The sequence below is a fragment of the Profundibacter sp. genome, from assembly GCF_965277155.1.
Classification (GTDB): Bacteria; Pseudomonadota; Alphaproteobacteria; order Rhodobacterales; family Rhodobacteraceae; genus Profundibacter.
Genome location: NZ_CBDIBV010000013.1, coordinates 757,630 through 771,286 on the forward strand (window position 1 = coordinate 757,630; position 13,657 = coordinate 771,286).

Annotated in this window: 14 protein-coding genes; 9 read left to right on the forward strand and 5 right to left on the reverse strand. The window is 55.2% G+C overall.

Going from position 1 to position 13,657, the window contains the following annotated elements; all coding sequences use genetic code 11:
* Positions 1–361 precede the first annotated feature (361 nt).
* The gene (locus ACQY4M_RS19010) at positions 362–1,588 is read left to right on the forward strand and encodes an IS256 family transposase (RefSeq protein ID WP_428539582.1); all 1,227 of its coding nucleotides are present in this window, start codon (positions 362–364) and stop codon (positions 1,586–1,588) included.
* 37 nt (positions 1,589–1,625) lie between these two features.
* Here ACQY4M_RS19010 and pnp read toward each other — a convergent pair whose 3' ends face one another.
* The 3 genes from pnp to ACQY4M_RS19025 form a co-directional block, all read right to left on the reverse strand.
* Positions 1,626–3,752: a polyribonucleotide nucleotidyltransferase gene (pnp, locus tag ACQY4M_RS19015; protein WP_428547438.1), complete on the reverse strand. Its 2,127-nt coding sequence runs from the start codon at positions 3,750–3,752 to the stop codon at positions 1,626–1,628.
* A 165-nt stretch (positions 3,753–3,917) separates the two neighbouring features.
* Positions 3,918–4,187 (reverse strand): 30S ribosomal protein S15, encoded by a 270-nt coding sequence (gene rpsO / locus ACQY4M_RS19020; protein ID WP_428547441.1) that lies wholly within the window; start codon positions 4,185–4,187, stop codon positions 3,918–3,920.
* 495 nt (positions 4,188–4,682) lie between these two features.
* Complete coding sequence (locus tag ACQY4M_RS19025; protein ID WP_428539609.1) at positions 4,683–5,339, reverse strand: IS1595 family transposase; 657 nt, start codon at positions 5,337–5,339, stop codon at positions 4,683–4,685.
* 82 nt (positions 5,340–5,421) lie between these two features.
* Here ACQY4M_RS19025 and ACQY4M_RS19030 point away from each other — a divergent pair, with 82 nt between their 5' ends.
* From ACQY4M_RS19030 to ACQY4M_RS19060, 7 genes are read left to right on the forward strand one after another with little or no spacing between them, the layout of a single operon-like run.
* Complete coding sequence (locus tag ACQY4M_RS19030) at positions 5,422–6,123, forward strand: response regulator transcription factor (RefSeq protein ID WP_428547444.1); 702 nt, start codon at positions 5,422–5,424, stop codon at positions 6,121–6,123.
* Positions 6,120–7,844, forward strand: coding sequence for a sensor N-terminal transmembrane domain-containing protein (locus tag ACQY4M_RS19035; protein ID WP_428547447.1), 1,725 nt, complete (start codon positions 6,120–6,122; stop codon positions 7,842–7,844). The genes ACQY4M_RS19030 and ACQY4M_RS19035 overlap by 4 nt, the downstream gene beginning before the upstream one ends.
* 14 nt (positions 7,845–7,858) lie before the next feature.
* Positions 7,859–8,278, forward strand: a complete 420-nt coding sequence (locus ACQY4M_RS19040; protein ID WP_428547450.1) for an HPr kinase/phosphorylase — start codon at positions 7,859–7,861, stop codon at positions 8,276–8,278.
* Position 8,279: 1 nt separating this feature from the next.
* Positions 8,280–9,206: an RNase adapter RapZ gene (rapZ, locus tag ACQY4M_RS19045; protein WP_428547453.1), complete on the forward strand. Its 927-nt coding sequence runs from the start codon at positions 8,280–8,282 to the stop codon at positions 9,204–9,206.
* Positions 9,203–9,595, forward strand: a complete 393-nt coding sequence (locus ACQY4M_RS19050) for a PTS sugar transporter subunit IIA (RefSeq protein ID WP_428547456.1) — start codon at positions 9,203–9,205, stop codon at positions 9,593–9,595. The genes rapZ and ACQY4M_RS19050 overlap by 4 nt, the downstream gene beginning before the upstream one ends.
* A gap of 6 nt (positions 9,596–9,601) precedes the next feature.
* Entirely contained in the window at positions 9,602–9,874 is a 273-nt protein-coding gene (locus ACQY4M_RS19055; protein ID WP_118943991.1) for an HPr family phosphocarrier protein, read from the forward strand.
* A 19-nt stretch (positions 9,875–9,893) separates the two neighbouring features.
* Entirely contained in the window at positions 9,894–10,763 is an 870-nt protein-coding gene (locus ACQY4M_RS19060; protein WP_428547459.1) for a lysophospholipid acyltransferase family protein, read from the forward strand.
* Here the strand turns inward: ACQY4M_RS19060 and ACQY4M_RS19065 are convergent.
* Positions 10,760–11,635: a 3-hydroxybutyryl-CoA dehydrogenase gene (locus tag ACQY4M_RS19065; RefSeq protein ID WP_428547462.1), complete on the reverse strand. Its 876-nt coding sequence runs from the start codon at positions 11,633–11,635 to the stop codon at positions 10,760–10,762. The two genes, ACQY4M_RS19060 and ACQY4M_RS19065, sit on opposite strands and share 4 nt — an antisense overlap.
* Positions 11,636–11,785: 150 nt before the next feature.
* On the opposite strand from ACQY4M_RS19065, the gene ACQY4M_RS19070 reads away from it, so the two are divergent.
* Complete coding sequence (locus tag ACQY4M_RS19070) at positions 11,786–12,343, forward strand: DUF6473 family protein (RefSeq protein WP_428547465.1); 558 nt, start codon at positions 11,786–11,788, stop codon at positions 12,341–12,343.
* Here the strand turns inward: ACQY4M_RS19070 and ACQY4M_RS19075 are convergent.
* Complete coding sequence (locus tag ACQY4M_RS19075) at positions 12,318–13,568, reverse strand: IS256 family transposase (protein ID WP_428539230.1); 1,251 nt, start codon at positions 13,566–13,568, stop codon at positions 12,318–12,320. The two genes, ACQY4M_RS19070 and ACQY4M_RS19075, sit on opposite strands and share 26 nt — an antisense overlap.
* Between the last annotated feature and the right edge of the window lie 89 nt (positions 13,569–13,657).

Below are 13,657 nucleotides of genomic sequence, written 5' to 3' on the forward strand. Positions count from 1 at the left end.
CCGGCAAGCCCAAGGCCCCCCATAGCAATCCCCGTTGAAATAAATTGGCGTTTGTTAAGCATAATAACGGTTTCTCCAGCAAAATATGGTGCGTGATGTTCGCTTCACGACCCTGTGAAGAATGCTAGCCGTAAAGACGGAGCAACCAAAATAACAATTCCGTAATCAAAAAGGCCCCGACGTTTCCATCGGGGCCTTCTCTCGAAATTTGCTGGAAAGCAAAGATTACTCTTTGTCTTCTGTAATCTCTTTGCCGGTTTCCGGTAGTGTCGCGAGTTTGGTGGAAATTCGAGGACGGCGTAATCTCCGGGTGCATCGAAGCCACCCAACCGGCGGCTGGAACCGCCAAGGAGATCACGCCATGACAAAGAATACAGCAACATCGACATCCGCGCTACTGGCCAATGAAGCAGGCTATGACCCGATTGAAGACCGGCTGCGCCAGAACATCCGCGCGACGATCGAGGCGGTTTTCGAAGAGGAGCTGGAGCAGTTTCTGGGCCGTTGCCGGTATGGCCGCAGCGGCGGGGCAAAGGCCGGATACCGCCACGGGCATCGCGAGCGGCAACTGGTCGGAACATTTGGAACCGAAACGGTGCGCGTGCCGCGTGCGCGGATCACAGGCGAGGCCGGCAAGGCCAGAGAATGGCGCTCGAAGGCATTGCCCCGCTACCAGCGGCTGACGAAGAAGGCCGAGGCGCTGATCGCTGCTGTCTACCTTTCGGGCACCAACACACGGCGGGTAAAACGCGCCCTGTTCGGCCTGTTTCAGGGGGCGGTCAGCAAGGATGTGGTGAGCCGCGCCTGGCGCAAGGTGAAGGTGGACTGGCAGGCGTGGTGCGCCCGCAGCCTTGCGGATGAAGACATCGTGCGGCTGATCCTGGACGGCACCGTGATCAAAACGCGGATTGACAGGAAGGCCACCAATATCTCGGTTCTGGCCGCGATTGGCGTGCGCCGGGATGGGCAGAAGGTCTTGTTATCACTGATGAACATGGGCGGCGAAAGCACCTCCGCCTGGCGTCAGTTCATCAACGATCTGGATGCGCGCGGGTTGAAACGGCCCGAATTTGTCATCGTGGACGGGGCACCGGGACTTGAGGTCGCTCTCATTGCCCTCTGGGGTGAAGATCTGCCGATCCAGAGGTGCACGGTGCACAAGCACCGCAACCTTCTGGCCAAGGCACCCAAGCGTATGCATGATGAGTTGACAGAAGATTACCGCGACATGATCTACGCCAAAACACCCGAGGAAATCGCCACCCGCCGCAAGGCATTTCTGCGAAAATGGCGGCTGAAATGCAAGGCCGTCGCTGACAGCTTGGAAGAAGCAGGAGATAAGCTTTTCACCTTCACGCGTCTGCCACAAGGCCAGTGGAAATCGGCCAGAACGACAAATGCGATCGAACGCCTGAACGAGGAATTCCGCCGCCGCATCAAGACCCAGACCGTGCTGCCATGCGCCGAGACCGTGCCGATGCTGCTTTGGGCTCTGATGGCCTCGGGGCAGATCGTCATGCGAAAGGTCGATGGCTGGGAAACGCTCGCTCAGCCCGTCGCCGACGCAACCCTTGACCAAGCCGCCTGACCGGCGCATAACTCAACCCGCTCGGAGGTGCCTGAAATCAATTTCCACCACTTTCGAGACACAACCCGGTTTCCTGATCGACCATTTTCATCGCCAGACGAACCTTGCCGCGATCGTCAAAGCCCAGCAGTTTGACCCAAACTTCCTGACCCTCTTTCAGAACATCCGAAGGATGGTTCAGACGGCGGTTTTCGATTTGGGAAACGTGGACCAGACCGTCGCGCTTGCCAAGAAAGTTCACAAAGGCGCCGAAGTCGACGATCTTGACAACTTTGCCACGATAGATCACGCCTTCTTCCGGCTCGGCCACGATTGAGTTGATCATGTCATAGGCCTTTTTGATGGCTTCGGCATTCGGCGAGGCGATCTTGATGATACCTTCGTCGTTGATGTCGACTTTGGCGCCGGACACTTCAACGATTTCACGGATCACTTTACCACCCGAACCGATCACTTCGCGGATTTTATCCGTCGGGATCTGCATGGTTTCAATGCGCGGTGCGTGGGCGCTGAATTCGCCAGCTTCGGTCAGTGCGTTGGCCATTTCGCCAAGGATGTGCAGACGGGCGTCTTTGGCCTGTGCCAATGCCTTGTCCATGATGTCGGGTGTGATGCCCGCAACCTTGATATCCATTTGCAAGCTGGTGATGCCTTTGTCGGTACCGGCAACCTTGAAATCCATATCGCCAAGGTGGTCTTCATCACCCAGAATATCGGTCAGGATGGCATAGTTGTCGGCATCCTCAAGGATCAGACCCATGGCCACACCGGCAACAGGTGCCTTCAGCGGCACACCGGCGTCCATCATCGACAGCGAGCCACCACAGACCGAAGCCATAGAGGACGAGCCGTTGGATTCGGTGATTTCCGACACGACGCGAATTGTGTAGGGGAAATCGGTGGCAGGGGGCAGAACCGCCTGCAACGCACGCCATGCCAGTTTACCGTGGCCGATTTCCCGGCGGCCGGTGAAACCAAAGCGGCCAACTTCGCCAACCGAATAGGGCGGGAAGTTATAGTGCAGCATAAAGTTGGATTTATACATGCCCTGCAGCGCGTCGATCATCTGTTCGTCATCGCCGGTGCCCAGAGTGGTCACAACCAACCCCTGAGTTTCGCCGCGTGTAAACAGCGCCGAGCCGTGTGTGCGGGGCAGAAGGCCGGTTTCGGATGTGATCGGGCGCACCGTAGTGGTGTCGCGGCCATCAATCCGTTTGCCGGTTTTCACAACGTCGCCACGCAGAATGCTGGCTTCCAGCTTCTTCATGGCCGAGCCGAGGTTTTCGTCGGCCAGCTGTTCTTCGGTCAGCGCCGCCTTTATGGCTTCGCGGGCCTCGGCAACTGCCGCAGTGCGTTCCTGCTTGTCGGTGATGGCGAATGCCTTGCGCATCTGCTTCTCGCCAGCTTTGGCAACCGCTTCGTACAGCTCGGAATAATCGGCGGGCTGATAGTCGAACGGCTCTTTGGCGCAATCTTCGGCAAAGTCGATGATCAGGTCGATCACCGGCTGGATCTGCTCGTGCGCGAAATTCACAGCGCCCAGCATTTCGGCTTCGGTCAGCTCGTAAGCTTCGGATTCAACCATCATCACGGCGTCTTTGGTGCCAGCGACAACAAGGTCAAGCCGCTGCTCGGGCTTGTTGCGCAGATCGTGCATGTCGTCGATTTCGGGGTTCAGGATGTATTCGCCATCGACAAAACCAACGCGACAGGCGCCGATCGGGCCCATGAATGGAACGCCGGAAATTGTCAGCGCAGCCGAGGCACCGATCATCGCGACCATATCGGGATCATTCACCAGATCGTGTGACAGAACGGTACAGATCACCAGAACTTCGTTTTTAAACCCGGGAACAAACAGCGGGCGGATCGGACGGTCGATCAGGCGGGATGTCAGCGTTTCTTTTTCGGTTGGGCGTGCTTCGCGTTTGAAGAACCCGCCGGGCACTTTGCCGGCTGCATAATATTTTTCACCATAGTGAACGGTCAGCGGGAAAAAATCCTGCCCCGGTTTTTGTGTCTTTGCAAAAGTCACAGCACACAGAACGCTGGTTTCGCCCAAAGTGGCGATCACACAGCCGTCTGCCTGACGGGCGATCTTGCCCGTTTCCAGTGTCAGCGTTTCTTCGCCCCACTGCATAGATTTCGTTGTTACGTTAAACATATCATTTCCTAATTTGGCCGCCGGGGCCCATCCCCTTTGGCCGATTTCATACGGGCCGTATGCCCGTGACCTGTTTCATGTGCATATGACACCCCGTTAGGTCCGGCAGGGTGCAGCATCTTAAAAAGCAAGAAGCGCCCCGCAGGGCGCATCTTTGGGTCGGTATTAGCGGCGCAGGCCGAGGCGTTTGATCAGATCCTGATAACGCGCTTCGTCTTTGGCGCGGGTGTAGTCCAGAAGTTTGCGACGTGTCGCAACCAGTTTCAAAAGACCACGGCGGGAATGGTTATCCTTTTTGTGGGTTTTGAAGTGCTCGGTCAGTGTCGCGATCCGCGATGACAAAACAGCAACCTGAACTTCGGGCGAACCTGTGTCGCCTTCATGGGTTGCGAATTCTTTCATGATGCGGGCTTTTTCTTCTTTGGTAATCGACATCGGGGTCTCCTTTAATATCAAAAGTTGCGGGCGCAGGCCGGGATGTCGTCCAGCAAGGTCCATAGAGCATCCGCCCGATGAATCAGGCATACACGCGCGTATAGGTTTTTTTTGGGTAAAAGGAAAGGGGTAATAGGGGCGATCAATCAAACGCGCTACATACGTCTATTCTTTGGCGTTAGCTGGTTGATAAAACCTTCATTTTTGGTGGAGTATATTGAAAATAGGCGGTTTTGGCTCAATATGTTAGTTAATCAGATAAAGTATGAGTGAGTATATTATGCGTATATTGTGGGTGATCGTCCTTATATCCGGTATAGCAGGTCTATCGTCGGCGCCTCAAAGCGCATGGGCGGATGAAACAGAACAGCCTAGGCAGCTTGGCGTAACTGTTGGAATGCAAAGTTTTACGACCAGATATAAAATATCGCTCGAAACTGATGAAAAACTCAAGCCCGGCGATTACGTAACTCTCTATGGGGCTGACCCAGATAACTACTTCAAGTAACGCTTAACCCATTGTCTTAGCTGCAATAACTGAGCTGAAGGGTCACTGTTGTTGAAACGCCACTCGCATTCCTTCAAATATAGCCCAAATTGGGCCTTGGGGACACCGTTAAATCGGCGCATGTGGCGCTTGGCTTGGTTCCAGAAATTCTCGATGCCATTGATGTGGTTGTGACGGTCTGCAAAGAGCTTGGAATGGTTGATGCGAAAGTGGTGGAAGTCTGACACATCCAGCACATTATAACCGCGCCAACAATCGGAATAGACGATGGAATCCGGCACGACTTTGCGCTCTATGATCGGGATCAGAGTGGCGGATTTGGCGTCCGGGATGATCTTGGTGTAAACCTTCCCACCCCTTTTTAATATACCAAAAACGGGAATTTTACCTGCCGCACCACGCCCGCGTTTACCTTTGCGTTTGCCGCCAAAGTAGCTTTCGTCCACTTCTATTTCTCCGCCGAACATAGCTTGGCTTTCCGCCTCCAGCTCATAGGCGATTATCTCGCGCAGGCGTAGAAAATAAAACGCTGCGGTCTTGCGGTTTACACCACACAAACTGGCTGCTGTTCGTGCTGTCGATCCCGAAACAAAATGCTCCGTAAGACGGTCTTGCTTGTAGTGGCTCAGGCGACTCTTTCTCATGCTTCCCATCATAACCTCTTTTTAGGTTATCTGGGTCAGCCCCGTAAAAAATAATAAACCGAGGCAGCATAAGGATTTCCCCATGGCGAAAATCGCATTGGTGGACTACGACAGGAACATTCTGACGTCCGTTCAAATGACTCTCGAAGCGGAAGGTTTCGAGGTTGTAACCTATAATGATGGTCAGGCCGCGCTGGACGGCTTTAATCTGGGTCTGCCCGATCTGGCAGTTCTGGATATTAAAATGCCGCGCATGGATGGCATGGACCTGTTGCAAAGAATGCGCCAGAAAACCAAAATTCCTGTGATTTTCCTGACCTCCAAGGATGACGAGATCGACGAGGTTCTGGGCCTGCGCATGGGGGCGGACGATTACGTCAAAAAGCCGTTCTCGCAACGCTTGCTGGTGGAACGTATCCGCGCCTTGTTGCGTCGTCAGGATGCAATCGAAAACAATACTGTTGGCGATACCGAAGAAACCAAAGTAATTGAACGGGGCAACCTTCGGATGGATCCGCTGCGCCATTCAGTCAGTTGGAAAGGAAACGAGGTTTCCCTGACAGTGACCGAATTCCTGTTGCTTCAGGCATTGGCCCAGCGGCCCGGATTTGTCAAAAGCCGTGATCAGTTGATGGATGTTGCTTATGACGATCAGGTTTATGTAGATGACCGCACAATCGACAGCCACATCAAACGCCTGCGCAAGAAAATGCGCACAGCGGACGATGATTTTTCAGCGATTGAGACGCTTTATGGCATCGGGTACAGATACAACGAAGAATGAGCATTGTATCGGGGATAGATGTGTTTCGCGGCAAATCGACCAAAAATGCTGACATCGCGCTGGGCGAGGACTGGGATGGTCCGGACCAGACGCAGGATTCAGCCAGAAGCTCACGGCGCAAGCGGCGTGGGCTGGTGTCGATCAACCGGTCGCCGCTTGCCCGCAAGATCATCACGTTCAATCTGATTGCGATTATTATCCTTGTTGCCGGTGTTCTGTATCTGAACCCGTTTCGCGACAGCCTGGTTTTGCAGCGTGAACAGGGGTTCGTGACCGAAGCGGGGCTGATTGCGGATGTGTTCGAGGCTCAAATGCAGGCCAGCGGTGTAGCAGATTTTTCAAACAGTGCACAGGTTGCTACCACGTTGGAAAACCTTGATCTGCCCATTGGTATAGAGGTGTTCGTTTTTGACCCGGATCAGAAGCTTGTCGGTATGACCCGTAGTCAGGCTGATCCTGATAGTGCCAAGGTTTCCAGTTTACAGAAAGACACGCGTAGCACCCTGATTACAGATTTTCTGAATGCGGTCTGGGAAAGTGTTTCGGGTTTATTGGCACCAAAATCCGCTCTGGATTCAGATACAATAGCAAGAAGTATGGCAGAAGAACTGGTTGCACCGGCACTTGCCGGGGAAACCAGGGTGAAATCCGGTTACGATGACACGGGCGAAATCATTTTTTCGGTGGCCAAGCCGATTATCCGGAATGATGCACCCGTAGGTGCAATTGCTGTCACGACTGCTGCTGGTGAAATCGACTATCTGGTGCGTGCCGAACGTGAACAGATATTACAGATGTTCGTGATCGCTATTCTGGTATCAATCGGGCTAAGCCTTGTATTGGCCTCGACGATTGCCAACCCATTGTCTGATCTGGCCGCTGCGGCCGAACTGGGTCGCGACAGGGATGCCCGCAAGCTGAACCCCGGGCGTATCCGGATTCCAGATATGACAGCCCGCCCCGACGAGATCGGGCGCCTGTCTGTCGCGCTGCGCGGGATGGTAGCCGCATTATATGACCGGATTGATGCGAACGAACAGTTTGCCGCCGATGTGGCGCATGAAATCAAGAATCCTCTGGCGTCCCTTCGTTCGGCTGTCGGGTCTTTGCGTATCATCAAAAAGGATGAACAACGCGGCAAGCTGCTGGATGTTGTCGAACATGATGTGCGCCGACTGGATCGTCTGGTCAGCGATATTTCCAATGCTTCAAGGTTGGATAGTGAATTGATCAAGGAAGAGGAAGAGAGTTTTGACCTGTTGAAAACGGTCTCGAACATTGGCGAGTATCTGGGGCAGGAAGCCTCGAAAAAAGGGGTCGAGCTGATTACCGATCTACCGTCTGGTCCAATTGTAATCTATGGTCTGGAAGCGCGGTTGGCACAGGTGTTTGTGAACCTGATCACCAACGCTATTTCATTTTGTGAAGAAGGCGATGCCATCAGGGTTTGGGCGCGGCGGCGGGAAAACCGGATACTGGTGGTGGTCGAAGATACAGGCCCAGGCATTCCGGATCAGGCGTTGCATAAGGTGTTCAACCGTTTTTATTCCGAACGCCCACCCGATCACTATGGCAATAATTCGGGCCTTGGCCTGTCGATTTCTAAGCAGATTATCGAAGCCCACGGCGGTGTGATCTGGGCTGAAAATATCCGTCCGACCGAGGCCGATATCACGTCAGAACCGCTGGGTGCGCGGTTTGTCGTGGGCCTGCCTTTGTAGGGATGGGCACCCGTGTGAATGGCCCAATTGTTGTTCACGCGTCCTGTGTTGCTGTTGAAGGCAAAGGTGTCCTGGTTATCGGTCCGTCCGGATCGGGAAAGTCTGCGCTTTGTTTGCAATTGATGGCGATGGGGGCAACGCTGGTTGCGGATGATCGCACAGAATTGATATCCGGCGATAGTGGTACGCTGGCCCGTGCCCCTGAAACGATTGACGGTTTAATCGAGGCCCGCGGCGTGGGTTTGCTTGCCGCTGACAGCTGTGTGGCCCGTGTCATGCTGGTGGTTGATATGGAACAGGTTGAAACCGACCGTCTGCCGCCGCATCGCACCTACAATTTACTTGGCCAAAAAGCCCCCTTGCTGCACAAAGTAGAAGCTGCGCATTTTCCGGCAGCGATTCTACAATATCTGAAAGGCGGGCGAAGCGCTTAATATGACGTCCAGCAATCGAACAACATCAAAAACAGGCAATCAGCGTGTTGTGCTGGTGACCGGTCCCTCGGGTGCAGGCCGCTCGACCGCCATCAAGGTGCTGGAAGATGTGGGGTACGAGGCCATCGACAACCTGCCCCTGTCCTTGTTGCCGCGTCTGCTGGACGGGCCGCCAATTGGCCACCCGCTGGCGCTGGGCATTGATGTGCGCAACCGCGATTTCAGCACCGCCGCCCTGATCGAGATGATCGAGACCCTTTCCCGCACTGACGGGTTGAAAGTTGAATTGCTGTATCTGGATTGCAGCACCGATGTTCTGGTGCGCCGCTATTCCGAAACGCGCCGCCGGCATCCGCTGGCGCCGGCCAAATCCCCGATTCAGGGGATCGAGAAAGAAATAGATTTATTGGTGCCGATCCGCGCGCGGGCCGATGTGTTGCTGGATACATCCACCATGTCCCCGCATGAACTGAGGGCCGAGGTTGAACGCTGGTTTGCCCCCGAAACCGGGCAACGGCTGGCGGTGTCTGTTCATTCCTTTTCCTATAAACGCGGTGTGCCGCGCGGTGTGGATATGATTTTTGACTGCCGCTTTCTGAAAAACCCCCATTGGGAGGAAAGCCTGCGCAGTTTTGACGGGCGCAACAAAGAGGTGGCCGACTATATCGCCACCGATCCACGATATGATGTGTTCTTTGGCAAGGTGCAGGATCTGATTAATATGCTGCTGCCTGCCTATATCGAAGAGGGTAAAGCACATCTGTCAATCGGGTTTGGCTGCACCGGCGGTCAGCACCGGTCGGTTGCCGTGGCGGAAAAGCTGGTGAATGCCCTTGCGCAGGATGGGTGGCAGGTGTCTATTCGTCACAGGGAAATGGAACGAAAGGCCCAGAACGGGTCTGCAAGCAGTCGGGGTGACAAAACGTGATCGGCATCGTGATTGTCGCGCACGGGGGATTGGCCAGAGAATATCTGTCCGCTGTCGAACATGTTGTCGGCAAGCAAACAGGGATTCGCACCATCGCGATTGAAAACGACTGCGACCGCGAGGGCAAAAAGGACGAAATCCGTGCCGCTGCCGAAGAGGTCGATACAGGCGATGGCGTTGTGGTGGTGACTGATATGTTTGGCGGCTCGCCTTCGAACCTGTCACTGGGTGCCTGTTGCAAAAAGGATCGCAAGATCCTGTATGGCGCAAACCTGCCGATGCTGGTGAAGCTGGCCAAATCGCGCGATAAACCGTTTGACGAAGCGGTGTCAGCGGCGCTTATAGCTGGGCGCAAGTATATAGATTGTATTGACGGAACAAATGGATAGCCCCTTATGAGTAACCGCCAGACAATGAAAATCACCAATGAAAAGGGGCTGCATGCACGGGCCTCGGCCAAATTTGTCGAAATGGTCGAGGAACACGATGCCAGCGCCGAGGTGTTCAAGGACGGGATGAGTGCGTCAGGGGATTCGATCATGGGGCTTTTGATGTTGGCAGCCTCGGTCGGAACCTCTATTGAGGTTGAGACGACAGGCCCTGAAGCCGACAAGTTGATGGATGCACTAAAGGTGCTTGTGGCCGACCGTTTCGGCGAAGATATGTAAGGTGACTGGAAAACTCTTGGTGGATAGTGCGCAAGATAAACCGGCGGAACAGGATTCCGACTATGTGCCCTACAAGCGGCAGAAACTGTCCTACGCCAATACGTTCAAGAATCCGTTCAAGGTGCTGGTTATCCGGGCGATGGAATGGGGCACCGGTAAAATCCCGCTGCTGCGCCTGATCCGCAAATTTGAACAAGAAGGCGTGGTCAGTGGCCAGCCATTCTTCACCCGCGCCCTGCAGCTGATGCAGATCGACGTGGTGACACCCGAAGAACAAATCGCCAAGATCCCCCCAACTGGGCCGATGATCGTGGTGGCAAATCATCCGCACGGTCTGGTGGATGGTCTGGTTCTGGCCGAACTGATCGGCAAGGTGCGCACGGATTACAAAATCCTGACACGCAGCCTGTTGACCGGCATCCCCGAGATCGAAAAATTCATGCTGCCCGTGGCCTTCCCGCACGAGGAAAACTCACAACGCCTGAATATCAACATGCGCAAAGAGGCGATGGCCCATCTGAAAGACGGCGGCGTGATTGTGCTGTTTCCGGCGGGTGTGGTGGCCTCAAGCAAAACCCTGTTCGGACCCGCGATCGAGGCCGAGTGGAACCCCTTTACCGCCAAGATGATCTTGCGATCGGGCGCTACAGTGGTGCCGATCTTTTTCCCCGGTCGCAATACCCGCACCTATCTGATTGCCAACCTGATTTCGGCAACCCTTCGTCAGGGGCTGTTGCTGCACGAGGTGGTGAAATCACTGAAGAAGCCGCAAGCGCCGATCATCGGCGAGCCGATCCCGCCAGAAGAAGTGGTGGAATGGTCCAAGGATCCGCGCGGGTTTATGGCGTGGCTACGTGATAAAACGCTGGCATTAAAGCCGAAACTCTAGCGCGTCGGCACCGGCGTTTCACCGCGATAATCGTAAAATCCACGGCCCGATTTGCGGCCCAGCCAACCGGCCTCGACGTATTTGGTCAGCAGCGGGCAGGGGCGGTATTTTGTATCGGCCAGCCCGTCGTGCAGCACGTTCATAATCGCCAGACAAGTATCCAGCCCGATGAAATCGGCCAGTTCCAGCGGCCCCATCGGGTGGTTGGCTCCAAGCCGCATGGATGTGTCGATGGATTTCACCGACCCGACCCCTTCATACAGGGTATAAACCGCCTCGTTGATCATCGGCATCAGGATACGGTTGACGATGAAGCCGGGGAAATCCTCGGCGGCGGTAGAGGTTTTCCCCAAACGCTCCACCACAGTTTCGCAGGCCTGAAAGGTTTCCTCATCCGTTGCTATGCCGCGGATCAGTTCGACCAGTTGCATCACCGGCACGGGGTTCATGAAGTGGAACCCCATGAATTTTTCCGGCCGGTCCGTGCGCGAGGCAAGGCGGGTGATCGAAATCGACGATGTGTTCGAGGTCAGCAATGTATGCGGCTGAAGATGCGGGATCAGATCCTCAAAAATGGCGGTTTTGATCGACTCGCGTTCGGTCGCGGCTTCGATCACCAGATCGGTCTGGCCAAGGTCGGGCAGTTTTAGCGTGGTTTTGATCCGGCCAAGGGCTGTGGCCTTATCTTCGGCCGTGATTTTCTCGCGGCTGACCTGACGTTCCATGTTGCGATCAATCCGCGCGCGCGCCTTGTCCAGCGCCTCGCTCGACATGTCGGCCATGATGATATCATAGCCCGCCAAAGCGCAGACATGGGCAATCCCGTTGCCCATCTGACCCGCGCCAACGATACCGATTTTTTGAACTTCCATAGCACACCTCGTGACTTCTTGGGGCGACTTTACGGTGTGCATGCAGGGGGGGCAAGGCGCTAAAAATTACGGCAAATTGTTGGTTTAGCTATTTGGAAACCCCTTTGCGCGAATCTGTCTTTGGGTGAATCGAAACAAGGGGTGGGTGGAATGACCTATTTGAATCTGGGCGAATGTGCCCTTGACTATTATCCGTGCAGATACGGGAAATCGAAATTGCTGTTCCGCGGGCCGCGTCGGGAAATGACGGGGGATTTTATTGCGATGATCGGCAGTACGGAAACTTACGGCAAATTCATTGAAAAACCGTTTTCCGCGCTGGTTGAACATGCGATTGGCATGGAGACCGTGAACTTTGGCTGTGTGAACGCTGGGGTGGATGTGTTTATCAACGAACCTTCCGTGCTCGAGGCCTGCGGCAACGCGCGGGTGACGGTAATTCAGGCACTTGGCGCACAGAATATGACCAACCGGTTTTACGCGGTGCATCCACGTCGTAACGACAGGTTTTTGCGCGCCTCGGCCTTGCTGAAAACCATCTACAGCGAGGTGGATTTTGCCGAGTTCAGTTTTACCAAACATTTGATGAACGCGCTGCAGGCCATATCGCCGGAACGGTTTTCGGTGGTGCAGGGTGAACTGCGGGCGGCAGAGCTATGCCCAAAAGTTGGTGACGCAGTAATCAGGCGGCATGTTTTTCCTGCTTGATCCCGTCCTTAAATTCAACCCCTTCGATGATTTCCGGCAATCGGAATGCGCCGTCGAGTTTACGCCATTTCTTCTTTGCCGACATCATCAGGCGGAAGGTCATTGCCAAGGCGGTCTTGCGCCCGAGGCAGCCTTTGGTCTTCTTCGTTCGGTGCCGCACGGTGGCAAATATGCTTTCGATGGGGTTGGATGTGCGGATGTGTTTCCAGTGCTCGGCAGGGAAGTCGTAGAAGGTCAGCAGCACGTCCCGGTCCTTGGTCAGCTTCCCCACGGCACGCTCGTATTTCACGCCATAGGCTTCGATGAAGAAATTGAACGCGGCCTCGGCGTCCCGTTTGTTCTCGGCCATCCAGATGTCCTGTAGATGGCCCTTGGCTTTGGCTTGCAGCGACTTCGGCATGGCATTCAGGACGTTGCCGGTTTTATGCACCCAGCAGCGCTGCTCCCGGGTCTCACCGAACACCTCCCGCAAGGCGTTCCAGAAGCCGAGCGCGCCATCACCAACGGCCAGATCAGGGGCTTTTCTGAGGCCACGACGTTGCAAGTCCAGCAGCAGTTCACGCCAGCTCTGGCTGCTTTCTCGATACCCGTCCACGAGGCCCAGAACATCCTTGTTACCCCACTCGTCCGCGCCGATGATCACCAGCATGCATTGCTTGTCAGCATCCGTGCGCGGCTTGAAATAAACCCCGTCGGCCCAGAAATACACATAGCGTTTGGCCGACAGGTCACGCCGGTTCCAACGCTCGTATTCTGCCCACCACTCCGCCTTCAGGCGCGAAATCGTGCTCGATGTCAAACCACCCGCATCAGGCCCCAGAAGGGCCGCCAGTGCTTCGCCGAAATCACCCGTGGAAATACCTTTGAGATAGAGCCAGGGCAACAACTCCTCGACCGACTTTGCCCGGCGCAGATACGGCGGCAGAAGCGTCGAGGTGAACCTGATCTTCTCCGCCCCCGTGCCACGATCACGCACCCGAGGCACATTCACCGGGACAGGGCCGATCCCCGTCATCACCTCGCGCTCCGGCAGGTATCCGTGGCGAACAAGGCGCTGGCGACCGGCCGAATCCCTCAAATGCGCGTGTTGCGCCATCAGATCACAAACCTCGGCCTCGACCGCCTGTGCCAACAGATCCCGCGCGCCTTTGCGCAAGATATCCGTCAGCGGATCAGGTGAAATTCCGGCTGGATCGGTAAACTCCAAAATAGTATCGTCTTCCATGTGGCATATCCTTTTCTCTCTGAGAATCGCGGCGCGTCAACACCGCCATGATATGCCACCCAATCACCCCATCACCAACTTTCGGGCAT

Excerpts from the sequence above, each read along its gene's own strand:
- ACQY4M_RS19055 (WP_118943991.1), top strand. The coding sequence starts at position 9,602 with ATGAGTAACCGCCAGACAATGAAAATCACCAATGAAAAGGGGCTGCAT.
- ACQY4M_RS19010 (WP_428539582.1), top strand. The coding sequence starts at position 362 with ATGACAAAGAATACAGCAACATCGACATCCGCGCTACTGGCCAATGAA.
- ACQY4M_RS19075 (WP_428539230.1), bottom strand. The coding sequence starts at position 13,568 with ATGGAAGACGATACTATTTTGGAGTTTACCGATCCAGCCGGAATTTCA.
- ACQY4M_RS19030 (WP_428547444.1), top strand. The coding sequence starts at position 5,422 with ATGGCGAAAATCGCATTGGTGGACTACGACAGGAACATTCTGACGTCC.
- ACQY4M_RS19035 (WP_428547447.1), top strand. The coding sequence starts at position 6,120 with ATGAGCATTGTATCGGGGATAGATGTGTTTCGCGGCAAATCGACCAAA.
- rapZ (WP_428547453.1), top strand. The coding sequence starts at position 8,280 with ATGACGTCCAGCAATCGAACAACATCAAAAACAGGCAATCAGCGTGTT.
- rpsO (WP_428547441.1), bottom strand. The coding sequence starts at position 4,187 with ATGTCGATTACCAAAGAAGAAAAAGCCCGCATCATGAAAGAATTCGCA.
- ACQY4M_RS19025 (WP_428539609.1), bottom strand. The coding sequence starts at position 5,339 with ATGAGAAAGAGTCGCCTGAGCCACTACAAGCAAGACCGTCTTACGGAG.
- ACQY4M_RS19070 (WP_428547465.1), top strand. The coding sequence starts at position 11,786 with ATGACCTATTTGAATCTGGGCGAATGTGCCCTTGACTATTATCCGTGC.
- ACQY4M_RS19065 (WP_428547462.1), bottom strand. The coding sequence starts at position 11,635 with ATGGAAGTTCAAAAAATCGGTATCGTTGGCGCGGGTCAGATGGGCAAC.
- pnp (WP_428547438.1), bottom strand. The coding sequence starts at position 3,752 with ATGTTTAACGTAACAACGAAATCTATGCAGTGGGGCGAAGAAACGCTG.